Consider the following 18,494-nt stretch of genomic DNA (forward strand, 5'->3'; position numbering starts at 1 on the left):
TTCAATTGGTTGAACAATTCAAGGGGAAGTACACAATCACTTCTATTTTGTCTGCCCTAGAAGTGCCACGTTCTACATTCTATCGTTGGATGAATAGTGGAATCACCTATCGGAATCCACATGAAGATATCATTATAGAACTATGCAAAAAATACAAATATCGTTGTGGTCACCGTAAGATTAAAAAGTTGTTGAAGCGTGATCATAATATTGAATTACACCGAAATACAGTACAGAAAATCATGCAAAAACACAATGTACAGTGTAGAGTGAAACCAAAGCGAAGATGGAAATCACAAGGGGAATCAGAAGTAATTGCACCGAATATTCTACAACGTGACTTTACTGCTTCTAAACCAAATGAGAAATGGGTAACGGATATTACGTATATTCAATATGGGAGCGAAACCTTATATCTTTCATCCATTATGGACTTGTATAGTAATGAAATCATTGCATATAAGCTGTATAACCATCAACAGACGCCGCTGGTGATTGATACACTCGAAGAGGCATTAATCAATCGTCATAATCCAGAAGGTGTCATTCTTCATTCAGACCAGGGGAGTGTTTATACATCGTATGCCTATCAGAATAACGCGAAGAAAAACCATTTTGTCAGCAGTATGTCAAGACGAGGAAATTGTTGGGATAATGCCGTAATTGAATCCTTTCATTCTAGTTTAAAGTCAGAGGAATTTCAGTATATTAAATTCAATTCTTTATCCAACTTTACTGTTGTTGAGAAAGTGGATGAATACATTAAACATTATAATGAGGAAAGAATTCAAGAAAAATTAGGCTACCTTACGCCAAAAGAATTTGGCGTCGTGGCAGCCTAAAATAGGTGTTTTATATGTGTCTCATATCGCTATGTCAGTTCAACTAAAGCCTTTCATTACTTTTTATTTTTCTACAACATCTAAACGATTTATTGCTCGTCTTAGTGCTAGTTCTGCCCTTCTGAAATCAATATCATCTTGTTTAGTTTTCAGACGTCTTTCAGCACGTTCCTTTGCTTTACGAGCCCTTTCTACGTCAATTTCTGAAGGTGCTTCTGCCGATTGTGCAAGTATGGTCACTTTGTCAGGTCGAACTTCTAAGAAACCACCATTTACAGCTATCTTAACAGTACCATCTTCACCTTTTAGACGTACAGCGCTTATCGATAAAGGAGCAACGAGTGGAATATGTCCTGGTAATATACCAAGCTCTCCACTTTCCGCCTTACAACTAACCATATTAAATGAATTTTCCAGAATAGGGCCATCAGGAGTGACAACACTCACAGTTAGTGTTTTCAATCAAACCCCTCCTTAGGCTGGAATAAAGTAGCTGTTACTCAACCACTCCAAAAAATATTATATCTGCGGTAGCATTTGAGCTGCGGCTCCTAAGTCCTCGCTGAGACAAGCATAAGCTTTCCATGGGTAAAAGTGCAAAGCCTTTTACAACATTCGGCTTATCCATTTCGGAGCTGAACAGTCACCTCCACATTATAATGAAGTCTAACTTCATGGGCTAAATTGCTTGTAACATAAGCAGTTCACCTTCCGTGACCCAAGACCTGGTTACTTACAGGCACTCTGCTTATGTATCTCGCATCTGAACAAGCCCGTTACACTTTCTATTAAACCATTTGTTTTGCTTTTTCGACTACTTCTTCGATACGTCCGACTAATCGGAATGCATCTTCTGGAAGATCATCGTATTTACCATCAAGAATTTCTCTGAAGCCTTGAACAGTTTCTTGTACAGGAACATAAGAACCTTTTTGACCAGTAAATTGTTCTGCAACGTGGAAATTCTGAGATAAGAAGAACTGGATACGACGTGCACGCGAAACCGTTAATTTATCTTCATCAGATAACTCGTCCATACCTAAGATTGCAATAATATCTTGTAATTCTTTATAACGTTGCAATGTTTGTTGAACTTCACGGGCAACATTATAGTGATCTTCCCCTACTACCTCAGGGTCAAGTGCACGAGAAGTGGAAGCTAATGGATCCACAGCAGGATAAATACCTTGCTCGGAAAGTTTACGATCCAAGTTTGTTGTAGCATCTAAGTGCGCAAACGTAGTCGCAGGAGCCGGATCTGTATAGTCATCCGCAGGTACATAGATAGCCTGGATTGAAGTAACAGAACCTTTATTCGTTGACGTAATACGTTCTTGCAATTGTCCCATTTCTGTAGCAAGGGTTGGTTGGTAACCAACGGCTGATGGCATACGACCAAGAAGTGCTGATACCTCTGAACCTGCTTGCGTGAAACGGAAAATGTTATCGATAAATAATAGTACGTCTTGACCTTGGTCATCACGGAAGTATTCCGCCATTGTAAGACCAGTTAATGCAACACGCATACGTGCTCCTGGCGGTTCGTTCATTTGACCGAATACCATGGCTGTTTTTGTGATAACACCTGAATCTTTCATTTCGTAGTAAAGGTCATTACCTTCACGTGTACGCTCACCTACACCAGCAAATACCGAAATACCACCGTGCTCTTGAGCGATGTTGTTAATAAGCTCCTGGATAAGTACGGTTTTACCAACACCCGCACCACCAAATAGACCGATTTTACCACCCTTAATATAAGGGGCTAGTAAGTCTACTACCTTAATACCAGTTTCTAAAATTTCTGTTTCTGTTGCTAGGTTTTCAAAATCTGGAGATTGACGGTGAATTGGATCACGGCGAACATCACTTGGTAATTCCTCATCAAGGTCAATCTTTTCACCTAACACATTAAAAACTCGACCTAGTGTTACGTCTCCTACAGGTACAGAAATTGGTGCACCTAAATCAATTACTTCAGAACCACGTTGCAGTCCCTCAGTGGATGACATCGCGATTGTACGAACACTATCGTCTCCTAGATGTAAAGCAACTTCTAAAGTAAGACTTTCGCTCTTTTCATCCTGAGACGGGACTTGCAAAGCGTTATAAATATCGGGAAGCTGGCCGGTTTGGAATTTAACATCTACGACCGGTCCCATGATTTGTGTAACGTATCCTTTGCTCATCGATTTCCCTCCTAACTGACTTTAAGTCTTCCAATGTATATGAAATATTAATTAACTAAAACGCGATATACATTTGAAGAAATTATTCTTGCGCTGCTGCTCCACCAACAATCTCAGTGATTTCTTGAGTAATCGCAGCTTGACGTGCTCTGTTATATGCAAGTGAAAGATCATCAATTAAATCATTTGCATTATCTGTTGCACTTTGCATAGCAGTCATACGTGAAGCGTGTTCACTTGCTTTACTATCTAGTAAAGCTCCATAAATCAAGCTTTCGGCATACTGTGGCAGTAGTACATTAAGAATTTCTTGTTGATTTGGTTCATATTCATATTCGATTGATTTTTTGGTAGCTTCCTCAGCTACATTAGTAAGTGGCAAAAGTCTTGTTGATGATACTTCTTGTGAAATCGCGCTAACATAATGATTGTAATAGACAATCAATTCGTCAATTTCTTCATCAATATATAATTGAACTGTTTCAGATGTTAGATCCTTTATATCCGTGAAATTAGGCTGATCGGATAAACCAATGATCTCATTGGTCAAAGGAATATCGCGTTTTCTAAAGAAATCACGACCTACTCTACCCACAGCAATTACTGTGTACTCATCTTTTGACTTATGACGTTCTTGAATCGTACGATAAACAGATCGCAAAATGCTACTATTAAAAGCACCAGCTAGTCCTCTATCGGATGTAATTACAAAGTATGCTGTTTTTTTAACTTCTCTTTCTTGTAGCATCGGATGCTCTGTATCTTGATCACTACCAGCGATACTTGCAACCACTTCCTGTATCTTTTCGCTATATGGTACAAACGCTTTTGCATTTTGTTCTGCTTTATTCATTTTAGAAGCAGATACCATTTGCATTGCTTTTGTAATTTGTTTTGTTTTCTGTGTCGAGTTAATCCGGGTTTTAATATCTCTTAAAGATGCCACGTATTTCACCGCCCTTTCTTCAGGAGGATTAAGGAAGAAGTGTAACTTTTATTCAGAAACTACAAATTGTTTCTTGAATTCTTCTACCGCACTATTCATATCTTCTGTTTCTGCAAGTTTACCTGTTTCACGAATTGTTGTTAGAATGTCAGCTTTATTCTTATCCATCCACGCTAAGAATTCAGATTCAAAACGAGTAATATCTGCTACAGGAATATCATCCAAATAGCCGTTAACTAACGAATAGATAATCATAACTTGTTTTTCAACAACAAGTGGCTTATGTAAGCCTTGCTTTAATACTTCAACAGTACGTGCACCACGGTTAAGCTTTGCTTGTGTAGCTTTATCAAGATCAGAACCAAATTGCGCAAATGATTCAAGTTCACGGAACGATGCTAAATCCAGACGCAAGGTACCAGCAACTTTTTTCATTGCTTTAATTTGTGCGGATCCACCAACACGTGATACGGAAAGACCTGGGTTAATCGCAGGACGAACACCTGAGAAGAATAGATCTGACTGTAAGAATATTTGTCCATCCGTGATGGAAATAACGTTTGTTGGAATGTAAGCTGAAATATCACCAGCTTGTGTTTCAACGAAAGGAAGAGCTGTTAAAGAGCCTCCACCTAAAGCATCGCTAAGCTTTGCTGCACGCTCTAATAAACGAGAGTGTAGATAGAATACATCACCAGGGAATGCTTCACGACCCGGCGGGCGTTTAAGTAAAAGTGATAATTCACGATATGCGTTTGCTTGTTTAGAAAGGTCATCATATACAACAAGAACATGCTTGCCGTTATACATAAATTCCTCACCCATAGAAACGCCGGCATAAGGTGCTAAGTATTGTAGTGGTGCAGGTTCAGAAGCACCGGCAGATACAACAATAGTATAATCTAATGCACCATATCTCCGTAGTGTTTCAACAGTACCACGAACAGTTGAGTCTTTTTGACCAATCGCTACATAAATACAGATAATGTTTTGGTCTGCTTGGTTTAAGATTGTATCGATAGCAACAGTTGTTTTACCTGTTTGACGGTCACCAATGATAAGTTCACGTTGTCCTCTACCGATTGGTACTAATGCATCAATCGCTTTAATACCTGTTTGTAATGGTTGATCAACAGATTTACGATCCATAACACCAGGAGCTGGTGATTCAATCGGACGTTTTTTACTAGTTTCAATAGGTCCTTTTCCATCTAATGGTTGACCAAGTGGATTAACTACGCGTCCTAATAATTCCTCACCTACTGGCACTTCCATAATACGTCCAGTACGACGAACTTCGTCACCTTCACGAATGTCAGTGTAAGGCCCTAGAATAACAATACCTACGTTGCTTTCTTCTAAGTTTTGCGCCATACCCATGACACCATTCGAAAATTCAACGAGCTCACCAGACATGACTTTGTCTAGTCCATGAGCACGAGCGATACCGTCACCGATTTCGATAACTGTACCAACATCGTTGACTTCAATATCAGATTCATAATTTTCAATTTGCTGTTTAATCAGCGCACTGATTTCTTCAGCTTTAATGCTCATGCCATTTCACCCCTATCATCATTAATTTGCAGTTACGATATTCCGTTCTAAACGATCTAACTTACCTTTAATTGATCCATCGTAAATGGTGTTACCAACCTTGATTTTTACACCACCAAGAATAGTAGGGTCTACGACGTTCACAATTTTAAGTTCAGTTTTGTTTAGCTTTTTAGCAAATACGTTTGACAAGTGTTGCCTTTCGTCATCCGTTAGTTCACGTATGGAATATACTTTTGCTTCTGCAATTCCTTTAGCATCCTGTACTAATGAAACAAAATGACCAACGATGGATGTAACAGCATGTTCGCTATGTCTATCCACCAACAAATGTAATAGATTATTTACATCTGAAGAGAAACCTTGAAACGAATCTTTAATTAATTGTTTCTTTTTCTCTTTTGCCACTCTTGGATGTTCTAGGAATGCACTTAATTCCTTATTATTCATAAAAACTTCTTTCACAATTTGAAGTTGTGCTTCAAATTGTTCTAATTGATTCTTTTCTTTACCGATTTGAAAAAGAGCATCTGCATAGCGTTTTGATACCTCTACGTTACTCATCGCTCTTCTCCTACCTCTTTAATGTACTCGGAAATCAATTTTTCTTGATCCTGTGCATTAATTTCTTTCTCAATTACTTTACTTGCAATTTGTACAGATAATGTAGCCACCTGTGCCTGTAAAGCTTGAACAGCTTTTTCTTTTTCGTTTTCGATATCTTCTTGTGCAGATTTCTTTAAACGTTCAGCAGCTTCTGTTGCTGCTTTAAGAATAGATTGTTCTTGTTCTGTTGCTGATTTCTTTGCTTCTTCAATGATTGCTTGCGCTTCTTGACGTGTGTTTTTCAACTGCTCAGCTGCTTCTAGAGATGCTTTTTCAGCTTCGACACGGTTTTTTTCTGCGACATCAATCTCATTTGAAATATAGTTTTCACGCTCTTCCATCTTATCCATTAATGGACCCCAAGCGAATTTCTTAAGTAGAAATAATAGTAAAGCAAAGCTTAATAGAGAGAAAATGATATCTCCAGGGTTTAACCCACCCACCTCGGCTCCAACAATCAGCCAATCACTAGATAATTGCACAGTATTCACTCCTTTCGGGCATCTATCGCTTCTGTTTTTTCAATCTTTAGGTTAAATGAACATAAAGGAAAGGCGAAGGTTCTTTTTAAAGACGAACTTCGCCATTCCATGTAATATCTTTAAATTTAATTACATTACCATAAATGCGATAACTACGGCGAAAATAGGAATCGCCTCTACTAGTGCGATACCGATTAACATTGTTGTTTGAAGTGGACCACGTAATTCAGGTTGACGAGCGATCCCCTCTAATGCCTTACTAACGATCTGACTGTTACCAAAACTTGCACCTAGTGCTGCTAAACCTACTGCTATTGCTGCTGCTAAAGCTTCCATATTAATAATATCCTCCTCTAAGAATTTGAATTCTTATAATTTTTTATAATATCTTAATGGTCAGTGCTCACCTTGTGAGACATATAAACCATTGTTAACATAGTGAAAATAAACGCTTGTATTGCTCCAATAAATAAACTAAATCCTTGCCATGCCATCATCGGAATTAGCGCTCCAACAAAAGTAACCGGAGCAAGTACAAATGCTAATTTCGCAATTAAGGTGAGGAGAATCTCCCCGGCAAAAATATTACCAAATAGACGAAATCCTAAAGTCATCGTATTTGTAAACTCTTCCAAAATCTTGATTGGTAGCAAGAACGGTACTGGCTTCATATACTCTTTTCCATAGTTTTTAAACCCATGTAGTTTAATACCGTAAAAATTGGTAAGAATTATTACCATCGCTGCTAACGATAAGGTAACACCTGCATCAGAGGTTGGTGATTTCCACCATAAATACTCACCATAAGTAACCATTGTAATAACACCTAAAATGTTACTTATAAAAATGTAAGTGATTAGGGTTAGTCCAAGAGGCAAGAAAACTTTCCCTGTTTTCCAATCCATCGTATCTCCAATAATCCCTTTCACAAAATCTACAATCCACTCCATGAAATTCTGAACACCAGTAGGCTTCATTTGAAGTTTACGAGTTGCTAACGTACAAATGACAAACACAACGACACTAGATATGAATATCATTAGTACAGTTGATAGGTTAAAATTCAACCCTGGTATTCCTAAAAAATCATAATACATCGGTGCTTTATGATCCAAGCTGTTTCACCTCTCTTTCATGTATTAGTTTTTGTTTCGAAAATGGAAAAATCTATCATAATGACTATGTAAGTCGTCATTAATCCAATAATTACGGAAATCACGTGGAAGTAATCATCAAAACGAAGGGCGGTTACTACTGCTAACACTGCAACAGTTAATCGGGTTACTGTTCCTATACCCAATATTCTTTTCCCTTCGATAACTGCCTGTCCAAATTTATTAATCTTCTTTTGAAGAACCCATAAATTAAAAAAGCTAAGCACTGAGCCTAATAAAAGGCCGAGGAATACAGTTGTGTATGGCGTGAATCCTGCACCAAGAACAAGCACAGAAATAAAGTAGAGCATCCATTTACGTTGTCGGTTTATCATTTTCTTATAGATTTCATCCTGCATTTTTATTCGTCCCCTATGTATTTTCGAACTAAGTAAATGGTACCATATATACCTGCTATTAAACCTAATACGAAACCAATAATTAAAAAGATGGGTTTGGTAGAATAATAATCATCTAAAAACCTACCTATAAAAATGCCAATGAGCGGACTCCCAACTAATTGAGACAATATACTACTCGTAATTGCCATACCATAAAACGGATTATCACTTTGCTTTTTGCTCATTAAAACCGCCCCTGTATCATAAACAAGTGCCAATCACAGTGATAAACATCACACTTTGCAACCCTTTTCACCCATACTAAAACAGTGTACAATAGGGGTAAAGTAATGTCAATTCATTTGGGGGACATTTTATGAGTTGGATAAAATCCCCAATATATTCAGTTTAAGTTAAAGGTGAGAAGTGTATCTTTAATTATAAAGGAATATACCAATTACTTAAACAACTATTAATGTGAACTTTTTGTGACAATTCATACAAGATGTTTACACTTCTCAACACTTAGGGGAAAAGGTCTTATTCAATAGATAAGACCGTCTGATAATTATATGTTTTATCCTCTGTTGTCTTCACTTCAACATTCGCTATAAATTCACCGTTTTCTGTTATGTTCCTCTTCTTTAATGTTCCTTCAATCACACCAGCTTCTGTATCTTCCAGGGTGACTAGCGTTTTTTGGAACACTAAGGAATGTGGATCATACAAATCTATAGTAACTGATTTTGCTTCTTCCGGTAGGTAAATTCGATATTCATACTCCTCTTTCGAGAATGTTTTAAGTGCAAATTCTAATCCCATCGCTTTTGGATAATCTGCTTCTCGGTTTATAAATAAATATGGTAGTTGGTAGCTTGTATCTTTCGCCTTTAACGTAATCCAGCCCTGATGTAACCCCTTGTCCATCATATTACTTATTACAGAAAGCTGAATGGAAACATTTTTCTTATCCCCAGGCTCTAGTGTGAACGATTTTGGTAGCTGCCAGCTTAAACCATGTGTATTCTGTGGTAATTCAAAATGATAAGTTTTTGTTTCCTTTGATACATTTTCAATTTTCACATCTACTGTTTGGGAGTCTTTCAGCTTATCTATTTTCCCAAAAGCCAACATTGGGTTATAAATAATCGTTTCTGTGTCAATAGCTGCTTGTGGTTGCATCCGTCCCATACCTTGATCAATTGGGTTATACAATCCTTTGCCATTCTTTAATGGTAAAGCTGTCGTTAGCAATGCACCCTTTAATTGCTCAGGTTTCCAGTCTGGATGGGCTTGCTTAACAAGCGCTAACCCACCTGCAACATGCGGAGACGCCATGCTCGTTCCTTGCAGTTCTCGGTAACCGCCAGGGACAGTACTGACAATTGCTGCACCTGGTGCAACAATTTCAGGCTTAATATTCCAGTTTGTAGTAACCGGGCCTCTTGAGCTGAAATCCGCTATTTTGTCTTGAATATTTTGATAGGTCGTATCAATCCAATATTCACCTTCTGTTACGTGATCCATTAACCATTGACCATCTTTCTTTCCTACAGCTGCAACCGGTATATCAATCGGGCCTTGACTATCATCAAGTGAACCTTGTAATATTCCTTCTTCATTGTTATAAATAATGAGCGCATTTGCACCAGCCTCAGCTGCTTTCCTTGCTTTTTCAGAAAAAGGAACTATTCCTCTTTCCATGATAACGACTTTACCTCGGGCATTGGGAAGTTCTTCTTCTCCCAAGCCTCCATCTATTAGTGGATATTCTTTTTCAAGATCCCATGGTTTTGATCCCGCTAAAGGAGCTAATTCAATTCGTTTGTCTTCAAAGGAATCTTCCAGAAAAGGAATTTTCATTGGTGGAGTTGAAGCACCAACTGAAACGGCTTTTGGTGATGTAGCTGGTGAACCAACCGTCCAATTTGCCGGGCCTGAATTTCCATTAGCTATTACGATAGATACGCCGCGATCAACGGCATGGTTAACAGCAATACTCGTAGGCCAATCTGGACCATTGACTGTATTTCCTAGTGACATATTAATGACATCCATGCCATCTTTGACAGCTTTTTCAATGGCTGCAATCACTTGAATCGATGTACCCCTCCCGCCTGGGCCAAGTGCACGATATCCATATAGATCTGCTTCTGGTGCAATACCTTTCATGTTGCCGCTTGCTGCGATAATTCCCGAAACATGTGTCCCGTGTAAAGTTGGCTCACCTTGTTCAGGTAAGGTTTCCATTGGATCATCGTCTAAATCCACTAAATCATAGCCACCTTTATAATTAGCCGATAAATCAGGATGACTATAATCAACTCCCGTATCGATAACACCGACCTTTACACCTTTTCCTGTAAATTTCATTTGTTCTGTGTCGATATCATCCGTTTCTGTTAAAAACGGAACACTACGGTTAATATTTGTTTGATACGTGCGGACCGGATAGGACTTCTTAACAAAATGCAGGGATCCCATCCGTTCTAAGTTACTTGCTTTTCCTTTCAAAGCTATTCCGGTAAAAATTGTATCGTATACTTGAACTACTTCAATTAATGGGTGGTAGTCTTCAATGTATTGCCTATGTTTATGCGGATCGCCTTCCACTTCAATAATGATTGATTGTTCCTCTTCTATTGCTTTGATATGTACAGAGAAAAAGATCGTGGTGAAAAAGAAACATAATAGTATTTTTGTGATTACTTTCATATTTGAACTTCCCCTCTTTTTCTATTTAGTATGAGAGGATTTATTGATTTTCATGCATGGTAAATTTGCTTAGGAAGAGTTCGTATTTACTTTTGCCAGCTTTGGCATATGGTGGGATAATTATTATGTAGGTTTTCTATTAATTAGGGCTATTTTTGAACTAGCTTTTTTCTAAAAGTTTGTTGTTTATGACAGATAATATATAAAGTACGCAGTAAGACATTCTTAATTTTTTTGCATTCTTTCCAAGTTGGGTGGTAATCCGGCGCTGCGGGAAAATACTCCCTTTCCATGGGGAACGCCTCAGTCTCCTCGTTCGCAAAAAGCGCTCTCTGTGGGGTCTTCAGACTGTTCCTTTCCCATAGGAGTGTCGCATTTCCCCTCCGCTTCGTATAATTTTCTTTCTAAGTGTGAGGGTAGTTAGGGTTTGATTTCATGCACTATAAAGAAACATATTAAAAACTTAACTACCAGATGAAATGTTATTCTAATCTAATAGATGCTGTTTTCAGCGGATCAAGTTAAATTGGCGACACTCCTGCAGGAACAGCGCGAGCTGAAGATCCACTCAGAAGTGGTTTTCTTCTGAGTTAGCTGAAGCCGTGCCTGCGGAAAGGGAGTCGATTTTGCTTGAGGAGCGGGGTCAGTACTCTACTGCGTACTTTATATCAAGTTCGCAGTTGTAAAGGGACAATGTTTTCGAAAAGAGCCTTGTTCTAATATTTTTCTGAGCTCGGTCTGACTAATTTCTATTTTCTACTGTAATGAAGCTTATTTCAGGTCCATCTATATATAGAGATGGACAATTTGAATTGCTTTCAAGTATAAAAAAACTATCGAGAAATTCTCGATAGTTATACGTTAAATGGATCTGGTTTAGAATCTGATTCGTTAAAGAAGAAGCGGATTGCATCTGCAATTCTTGCTGATGCTTGGCCATCCCCATATGGATTAGATGCTTGTGCCATTTGTTTATGGGCTTCTGGATTCGAAAGCAGTTCATTGGCTAAATTAAAAATGTTATCTTCTTCTGTTCCAGCTAATTTTAATGTACCAACTGCAATTCCTTCTGGACGTTCTGTTGTATCACGCAATACAAGTACAGGAACACCTAAAGATGGCGCTTCTTCTTGGACACCACCAGAGTCTGTCAATATCAAATGGGCTCTACTAGCAAAGTTATGAAAATCGACAACTCCAAGTGGTTCTATTAATTGAATGCGGTCATCGTTACCTAATATTTCGTTGGCAGTTTCCTGAACGACTGGATTCAAGTGAACTGGATATAACACTTGTATGTCATCATGCGTTTCCACTAATCGTTTAATAGCTCGGAACATTTGCTGCATATTTTTCCCTAGGTTTTCACGACGGTGAGCTGTCATTAGCACAAGCCGCTTATTCCCTATCCCTTCTAATACAGGACTTTGGTACGCGTTGTTAACCGTAGTTTTCAGCGCATCTATTGCAGTATTACCTGTAACAAAAATATTATCAGCAGGTTTATTTTCATTTAACAAATTTTGTTTTGATTGATCTGTCGGTGAAAAATGAAGATCAGCCATAACGCCAGTAAGTTGTCTATTCATTTCTTCTGGATACGGAGAATATTTATTCCATGTACGAAGTCCCGCTTCCACATGACCAACTGCAATTTGATTGTAGTAAGCGGCAAGCGACGCTGCAAACGTTGTCGTTGTATCACCATGAACAAGCACAATATCTGGTTTTGTTTCTTGCATCACTTGATCTAAACCTTCTAAGGCCCTCGTTGTGATTTGAGCTAACGTTTGTCTGGACTTCATTATATTTAGGTCATAATCAGGTGTGATACCAAAAATATCTAATACTTGATCAAGCATCTCTCTATGCTGAGCCGTTACAGTCACAATCGCTTCAAATTGTTCCGGCCTTTTTTTAAGTTCTAACACTAACGGAGCCATTTTGATTGCCTCTGGCCTTGTACCAAATATAGTCATAACTTTTATTCTTTTACCCATTAAACTCACTCCAATTGCTAGCTATTTTTAAATTCTACTTCGTGCCGAATAAACGGTCTCCAGCGTCACCTAAGCCTGGAACGATATATCCATGGTCATTTAACTTTTCATCTAAAGCTGCTAAGTAAATATCAACATCAGGGTGTTCCTCTTGGATTACTTTTACACCTTCTGGCGCACCGACTAAACACATTAACTTAATGTTTGTTGCACCACGTTTTTTTAGTGAATGGATCGCATCATTTGCTGAACCACCTGTTGCCAACATTGGATCAATGACGATAAGTTCACGTTCTTCGATATCTGAAGGTAATTTAATATAATATTCGACCGGCGTTAATGTTTCTGGATCACGGTAAAGTCCAACATGCCCTACTTTTGCTGCTGGAATTAAACTGAGAATACCATCAACCATCCCAAGCCCTGCACGCAAAATTGGCACTAAACCAATTTTTTTACCACTAAGTATTTTGGTTTTCGCAGTCGTTACCGGTGTTTCAATCGTTATTTCCTCGACAGGTAAATCTCTTGTAATTTCAAAGGCCATAAGCCCAGCTACTTCATCAACTAGCTCACGAAATTCTTTTGTTCCTGTCTTTTTATTTCTTATGTAGGTAAGTTTATGTTGAATTAATGGATGATCCAGTACAAATACATTACTCACGATACGATCACTCCTTCTATTTTTTACATCCTTAAAAGTGTACTGAAAAAATGGCTTGCTTTCAAGCGAAGATACAATATTTTTGTCGATAATTCAAGCAAGTTCATGCAATTGTTAGTTTTCCCAATCTATTTACTTTGATTACACATCCATTTAATAGCGTTCTTTAGATATTAAAACAGTCCCTCACCACTTCAAACAGAGGACAAGGGACCACATCTACTATTGATATAAGGGAAATTTACCGGTTAAGGTTTTGACTCTTTCTCTCGCTTCTTCTAATTTTGCATCGTCATTTATATTCTTTAACGTAAAAGCAATGATCGATGCAACTTCTTCCATCTCTTCCAAACCAAATCCTCGAGATGTAACCGCAGCTGTTCCTACACGAACTCCACTAGTCACGAATGGACTTTCTGGATCAAAAGGAATAGTGTTTTTGTTTGTTGTAATACCGATATCATCCAATGCTTTTTCTGCATCTTTTCCAGTTAAGTTAAGACCACGAACGTCTAGTAATAATAAATGGTTATCTGTACCACTAGAAGAGATGCGAATACCTTCTGCTTGAAGAGCCTCACCAAAACGCTTGGCATTGGCAATGATATTTTTTGAATACTCTTTAAATTCAGGCTGTAATGCTTCCTTAAAGGCTACCGCTTTTGCAGCGATTACGTGCATTAATGGGCCACCTTGCATACCAGGAAATACTGTCTTATCGATTTTCTTGGCAAATTCCTCGTTGCACATAATCATTCCACCACGAGGTCCACGTAATGTTTTATGTGTTGTCGTTGTAACAAAATGGGCATGCGGAACCGGATCTGGGTGAAGACCACTTGCTACAAGTCCAGCAATATGAGCCATGTCGACCATTAAATATGCGCCAACTTCATCGGCAATAGCACGGAACTTTTCGAAATCAATTGTACGTGGATAGGCACTGGCACCAGCAACAATTAATTTAGGTTTGACTTGTTTCGCTTTTTCTAAAACAGCATCATAATCTAGTTGTTCAGAATGCTCGTCCACACCGTATTCTTCAAAATTGTAAAGTAAACCACTGAAATTCACCGGACTTCCGTGTGTTAAGTGGCCACCATGACTTAAGTTCATACCAAGAACTGTGTCTCCTGGTTCTAACACCGTGAAGTAAACAGCCATGTTAGCTTGTGCCCCGGAGTGCGGCTGTACGTTAACATGTTCAGCTCCAAACAGTTCTTTAGCACGGTCACGAGCTAAATCTTCCACTACGTCTACGTGCTCACAACCACCATAATAACGTTTGCCTGGATAACCTTCAGCATATTTGTTCGTCAATACAGAACCTTGAGCTTCCATCACCGCTTGCGATACAAAATTCTCTGATGCAATCAGTTCAATTTTGTCATTCTGACGGTTTCTTTCATCTTCAATCGCATTAAAAACATCTAAATCAAATTGTTTAACGTGATCCATTCGTATTTCCCCCTTATCCTATTTCTTATTTATAGTAAGATGTTGTTTACCTCCGTTAGGAAGTATGCACATCATTGTGCAAAAAGAGATACCTTAATCACAATGCTCTTGTTGTATTTCATCTGCGTAAACTGCTCGTTCCCCGCCAATTAATTTTGGCCGCCTTCTCGCTGCATTGACGCGTGCATTACCAACGTACCGTTGCTTTAAACGTAAAGGAATTGCAACTTTTTTTATGTGCATTCCTATCATCGTTTCACCGATATCGATGCCTGCATCTGCCTCAATCTGTTCTACTAGTACGGGTTGTTTGAACTGTTTATAGGCGTATGAAGCCATGGAACCTCCAGCCTTAGGAACAGGAATGGCACTGACTTGTTCATAACCAAAAACACGCATGGTTGATTTTTCTACAACGAGCGCTCTGTTTAAATGCTCACAGCACTGAAATGCGAGTTGTACACCCGCTTCTTGTTTTAAGCGATTGACCTGTTCAAATATAGCCGCTGCAATCTGTTCACTTCCAGCTGTTCCAATATGCTCACCGGCTACTTCACTAGTCGAACAGCCAATCACAAATAAATCACCTTCCTGAACATAACCATTCGTTAACCATTCATCTATAATTACTTTTAGATTCGTTTGCAACTGCTCCACTTCAAACATTCCTTCCCAACCTTACTTCGTCTCGTATTCACTTACTTTCCCGATACGATTTGCATGTCGGCCACCTAAAAATTCTGTGCCTAACCATGTTTGTACAATTTCTCCAGCTAAACCAGCTCCGATGACCCGCTCGCCCATCGCAAGCATATTTGAATCATTATGCTCTCTTGTTGCCTTCGCGCTAAACACATCATGAACAAGTGCACAACGGATACCTTTGACTTTGTTTGCCGCAATTGACATACCAATTCCAGTACCACAAATTAAAATACCTTTATCAAACTCACCATTCGCAACTCTTTCTGCTGCTGGAATCCCGTAGTCCGGGTAATCCACCGAATCCGCACAATTACACCCGATATCCTCAAATTCAATCTTTAAGTCTGTTAAAAGTGTAGCAATTTCCTTTGATAAATTAATCCCACCATGATCAGACGCTAGAATAACTTTCATTTTCACATGCTCCTTTTACGGTAATTTATTAACTTAATCAATTTCATAATACCAATCTTGTCGTCACCTATGAATAAGGCAATTATGAAATTGACTCAACTAGTTAGTTTAAAACGACGAATTTGCTTCTTTAACACTTGTGCATGGTCTTCTAATGTAATTGCCAGTTCCTCTAGATGTTCTGAAACAGCTGTTTGTTCTTGGACCGAGGCGCTCATTTGTTGTGCTCCTGCTGATGTTTCTTCTGCAATCGCTGAAACCTCTTGTGATTGTTTCGATGTTGCTTTGATTTCTATTAATTGTTTGTCGACAAGCGTTGCTATTTCTTCAATCGTTCCTACAACTTCTCCAACGGATGTTGACATATTTTGAATAACCTGGTTAGTATTTTCACCTTTTTTAGCTTCATCACGTGTGTGATTCACTTGTTCCGTCATCTTCGTAACAACTTGGGTTACATCTTGTTGCATATTTTTAATAAGATCAGAAATCCCTTGAACAGCCTGGGTACTTTGATCAGCCAGTTTTCTTACTTCCTCAGCAACAACAGCAAACCCTTTTCCATGCTCCCCAGCCCTTGCTGCTTCAATAGACGCGTTAAGAGCAAGTAAATTAGTTTGTTCAGCAATATCTCCAACCATTGTAATAATATTTTCTACTTCTGTTGCATTTTGTGATAGTTGCTCAACATCTTTTAAAGACGCTTCTTGATTTTCAGCTAATGCGTTAACTCCAGATATTAATGAATGAATAACTTCTTTACCACTATCTAAATCTTTCATCATCGCATCAGACTTATGTTTCGATGTATTTGCTTTCTGGCTAACTTGACTAGCAATCTGTGTCGATTTATCAATCGATTCAGCCGTTCGTTGAATCGATTTCGATGATTCTTCTGCACCTGCTGATATTTGCATAACCGTCTGTTCTATCAAGCTTGTTTGGGACGCTGAACGTGAAGCTGCTTCCTTGATCTCATGAACAGATTTATTTGTTTGTTCAAAGTTAGCATCTATATTCCCAATAATACCTTTTAGGTTTGTTAGCATTTTACTGAATGCTACTGTTAGTAACCCAATCTCATCCATTGACTTTGGCAGTTCTATTTCTTGTTGCAAATCACCATCTGCAGCTTTTGATGCAACCTCTTCTAGTTTTATTAATGGTTTTGTAATGAAACGTGCTGCAAAAAATGCTAATATCCCTGACCAAATGATACCGAGTACTAATGTAATTAAAACGAATTGTGTTTCTGATATCCCGATATAGGACTCTACCTGATTAAATACTAGATAAATAAAAATAGCACTTGTTGAATAGGTAACGATTGCCAATAATGTTGTAAAAATAACTAGTTTTAAACGCAGGTTTAATCTTGATCTGTTTTCCATTGGTTCTCCTCCTGATGTATAGGCAACTAAAATGAGTGGTAATTTAAAAACTTCAACTATTTCTATTCTCTATTTTTTTCGCCAATAGTTCAACATACTTTTCCATTTCTTTTAAAGTTTTTTGATAAACAGACACGTCCCCACCAAATGGATCAGATATATCATAGTTCGGTAATCTCGCTTCTAGTACTTGAATATCACTTATTTCTGTTCTTAAATGGTCGTATAGGGCACGATCCATTTCATTATGATCTAATTCTTTTCCCCTTTCAGCAATAAAAACAGCTCTTTTATCCTCTAATTCCGAATAAGCTTTTTTAAGTCTTTCCCATATTTCATTATCTTCTTGGTCAACGTATTCTTTTAAGGTAAATAATTTATCATTATAGGTTGGGTATTGAAGGGCTAAAGCTTGCTTATGGCTAGTTGTCATTGTTAAAACAAGGTCTGCCCATTTTAACAAGTCAATGGATACAGGTTGTGACCTGTGATTAAGGGCAATTCCCTTTTGACGAAGTACGTCAAGCGTTCCTTGCGAAGCCTGTTGCCCGTCACCCGCATATATCCCTGCAGATTTGACTTGTGCTGAAGATAACTTTTTAAGTAAAGCCTCCGCCATCGGACTACGACATGTATTTCCGGTGCAAACAAATAATATCTTCATTACTTTAACCTCCATTAATTATGAAAATCTTAGGTGCCCTGTTTTTTTCCATGAGACAATCTAACTTGTTATGATGAACTACTACCTATATGCCTATTCTTCGAGTAAGTGTAGTGGAACCATTGAAATAAATTCTCTATGTCAAAAACTATACCACAATCTTAGGTAGCGACAAAGAAGCAAGGGCTTAAGTTTACTATTTTTTCAACGTAGTAAACATGAGTCCTTGCTTAGTAATTCCTATTATTATTTTTATACTTTTTGATAGGTTATTTTGCGTTACCTACTCATTAAGTCAAAATCGCTCCGCTTAAGCTGTAACAACTATGTATCGCCTACACTATTATTAGGCGATGTTCTATGTGT

At 38.2% G+C, this 18,494-nt stretch carries 19 protein-coding genes; 1 reads left to right on the forward strand and 18 read right to left on the reverse strand.

The features are described from left to right. Positions 1-842 (forward strand): IS3 family transposase (locus QQS35_RS01525; RefSeq protein ID WP_285929948.1); only part of this gene is annotated, 842 nt, incomplete at its 5' end. 63 nt (positions 843-905) lie between these two features. On the opposite strand, the gene QQS35_RS01530 is transcribed toward QQS35_RS01525, so the two are convergent. From QQS35_RS01530 to QQS35_RS01615, 18 genes are all read right to left on the reverse strand, one after another. Further along, positions 906-1,304: a F0F1 ATP synthase subunit epsilon gene (locus QQS35_RS01530; protein ID WP_285929987.1), complete on the reverse strand. Its 399-nt coding sequence runs from the start codon at positions 1,302-1,304 to the stop codon at positions 906-908. A 326-nt stretch (positions 1,305-1,630) separates the two neighbouring features. Next, positions 1,631-3,031: a F0F1 ATP synthase subunit beta gene (gene atpD, locus QQS35_RS01535; protein ID WP_285929989.1), complete on the reverse strand. Its 1,401-nt coding sequence runs from the start codon at positions 3,029-3,031 to the stop codon at positions 1,631-1,633. An 82-nt stretch (positions 3,032-3,113) separates the two neighbouring features. Then, complete coding sequence (gene atpG, locus QQS35_RS01540) at positions 3,114-3,977, reverse strand: ATP synthase F1 subunit gamma (protein ID WP_285929990.1); 864 nt, start codon at positions 3,975-3,977, stop codon at positions 3,114-3,116. Between the two features lie 48 nt (positions 3,978-4,025). Then, entirely contained in the window at positions 4,026-5,534 is a 1,509-nt protein-coding gene (atpA, locus tag QQS35_RS01545) for a F0F1 ATP synthase subunit alpha (protein ID WP_285929991.1), read from the reverse strand. Positions 5,535-5,555: 21 nt separating this feature from the next. Further along, on the reverse strand, positions 5,556-6,098 hold the full coding sequence (locus QQS35_RS01550) for a F0F1 ATP synthase subunit delta (RefSeq protein WP_285929992.1): 543 nt from the start codon (positions 6,096-6,098) through the stop codon (positions 5,556-5,558). Next, positions 6,095-6,622, reverse strand: coding sequence for a F0F1 ATP synthase subunit B (gene atpF, locus QQS35_RS01555; protein ID WP_285929993.1), 528 nt, complete (start codon positions 6,620-6,622; stop codon positions 6,095-6,097). Before atpF ends, QQS35_RS01550 begins: the two co-directional genes overlap by 4 nt. A 129-nt stretch (positions 6,623-6,751) precedes the next feature. Next, complete coding sequence (atpE, locus tag QQS35_RS01560) at positions 6,752-6,958, reverse strand: F0F1 ATP synthase subunit C (protein ID WP_285929994.1); 207 nt, start codon at positions 6,956-6,958, stop codon at positions 6,752-6,754. A gap of 53 nt (positions 6,959-7,011) precedes the next feature. Further along, entirely contained in the window at positions 7,012-7,737 is a 726-nt protein-coding gene (gene atpB, locus QQS35_RS01565; RefSeq protein WP_285929995.1) for a F0F1 ATP synthase subunit A, read from the reverse strand. Positions 7,738-7,754: 17 nt separating this feature from the next. Further along, on the reverse strand, positions 7,755-8,135 hold the full coding sequence (locus QQS35_RS01570; protein ID WP_285929996.1) for an ATP synthase subunit I: 381 nt from the start codon (positions 8,133-8,135) through the stop codon (positions 7,755-7,757). 2 nt (positions 8,136-8,137) lie between these two features. Next, positions 8,138-8,362, reverse strand: coding sequence for an AtpZ/AtpI family protein (locus QQS35_RS01575; protein ID WP_285929997.1), 225 nt, complete (start codon positions 8,360-8,362; stop codon positions 8,138-8,140). A gap of 295 nt (positions 8,363-8,657) precedes the next feature. Beyond that, positions 8,658-10,832, reverse strand: a complete 2,175-nt coding sequence (locus tag QQS35_RS01580) for a S8 family serine peptidase (RefSeq protein ID WP_285929998.1) — start codon at positions 10,830-10,832, stop codon at positions 8,658-8,660. An 854-nt stretch (positions 10,833-11,686) separates the two neighbouring features. Continuing rightward, on the reverse strand, positions 11,687-12,832 hold the full coding sequence (gene wecB / locus QQS35_RS01585) for a non-hydrolyzing UDP-N-acetylglucosamine 2-epimerase (protein ID WP_285929999.1): 1,146 nt from the start codon (positions 12,830-12,832) through the stop codon (positions 11,687-11,689). Positions 12,833-12,866: 34 nt separating this feature from the next. Continuing rightward, positions 12,867-13,496 (reverse strand): uracil phosphoribosyltransferase, encoded by a 630-nt coding sequence (gene upp / locus QQS35_RS01590; RefSeq protein ID WP_285930000.1) that lies wholly within the window; start codon positions 13,494-13,496, stop codon positions 12,867-12,869. A 222-nt stretch (positions 13,497-13,718) separates the two neighbouring features. Beyond that, complete coding sequence (glyA, locus tag QQS35_RS01595; RefSeq protein WP_285930001.1) at positions 13,719-14,954, reverse strand: serine hydroxymethyltransferase; 1,236 nt, start codon at positions 14,952-14,954, stop codon at positions 13,719-13,721. A 93-nt stretch (positions 14,955-15,047) separates the two neighbouring features. After that, on the reverse strand, positions 15,048-15,611 hold the full coding sequence (locus tag QQS35_RS01600; protein WP_285930043.1) for a TIGR01440 family protein: 564 nt from the start codon (positions 15,609-15,611) through the stop codon (positions 15,048-15,050). A 21-nt stretch (positions 15,612-15,632) separates the two neighbouring features. Then, positions 15,633-16,073 (reverse strand): ribose 5-phosphate isomerase B, encoded by a 441-nt coding sequence (rpiB, locus tag QQS35_RS01605; RefSeq protein WP_285930002.1) that lies wholly within the window; start codon positions 16,071-16,073, stop codon positions 15,633-15,635. 95 nt (positions 16,074-16,168) lie between these two features. After that, complete coding sequence (locus QQS35_RS01610) at positions 16,169-17,464, reverse strand: methyl-accepting chemotaxis protein (RefSeq protein ID WP_285930004.1); 1,296 nt, start codon at positions 17,462-17,464, stop codon at positions 16,169-16,171. A 52-nt stretch (positions 17,465-17,516) separates the two neighbouring features. Next, a complete protein-coding gene (locus tag QQS35_RS01615) occupies positions 17,517-18,128 on the reverse strand; it encodes a low molecular weight protein arginine phosphatase (protein WP_285930005.1) in 612 nt (203 codons plus the stop codon). Positions 18,129-18,494: the final 366 nt, after the last annotated feature.

It is taken from the genome of Aquibacillus rhizosphaerae, assembly GCF_030282825.1.
Taxonomy (GTDB): domain Bacteria; phylum Bacillota; class Bacilli; order Bacillales; family Amphibacillaceae; genus Aquibacillus_C; species Aquibacillus_C rhizosphaerae.

Coding starts and splice junctions, on each gene's coding strand:
- wecB (WP_285929999.1), bottom strand. CDS start 12,832: ATGGGTAAAAGAATAAAAGTTATGACTATATTTGGTACAAGGCCAGAG.
- QQS35_RS01550 (WP_285929992.1), bottom strand. CDS start 6,098: ATGAGTAACGTAGAGGTATCAAAACGCTATGCAGATGCTCTTTTTCAA.
- rpiB (WP_285930002.1), bottom strand. CDS start 16,073: ATGAAAGTTATTCTAGCGTCTGATCATGGTGGGATTAATTTATCAAAG.
- QQS35_RS01570 (WP_285929996.1), bottom strand. CDS start 8,135: ATGCAGGATGAAATCTATAAGAAAATGATAAACCGACAACGTAAATGG.
- atpE (WP_285929994.1), bottom strand. CDS start 6,958: ATGGAAGCTTTAGCAGCAGCAATAGCAGTAGGTTTAGCAGCACTAGGT.
- atpA (WP_285929991.1), bottom strand. CDS start 5,534: ATGAGCATTAAAGCTGAAGAAATCAGTGCGCTGATTAAACAGCAAATT.
- QQS35_RS01580 (WP_285929998.1), bottom strand. CDS start 10,832: ATGAAAGTAATCACAAAAATACTATTATGTTTCTTTTTCACCACGATC.
- atpD (WP_285929989.1), bottom strand. CDS start 3,031: ATGAGCAAAGGATACGTTACACAAATCATGGGACCGGTCGTAGATGTT.
- QQS35_RS01575 (WP_285929997.1), bottom strand. CDS start 8,362: ATGAGCAAAAAGCAAAGTGATAATCCGTTTTATGGTATGGCAATTACG.
- QQS35_RS01615 (WP_285930005.1), bottom strand. CDS start 18,128: ATGAAGATATTATTTGTTTGCACCGGAAATACATGTCGTAGTCCGATG.
- glyA (WP_285930001.1), bottom strand. CDS start 14,954: ATGGATCACGTTAAACAATTTGATTTAGATGTTTTTAATGCGATTGAA.
- QQS35_RS01610 (WP_285930004.1), bottom strand. CDS start 17,464: ATGGAAAACAGATCAAGATTAAACCTGCGTTTAAAACTAGTTATTTTT.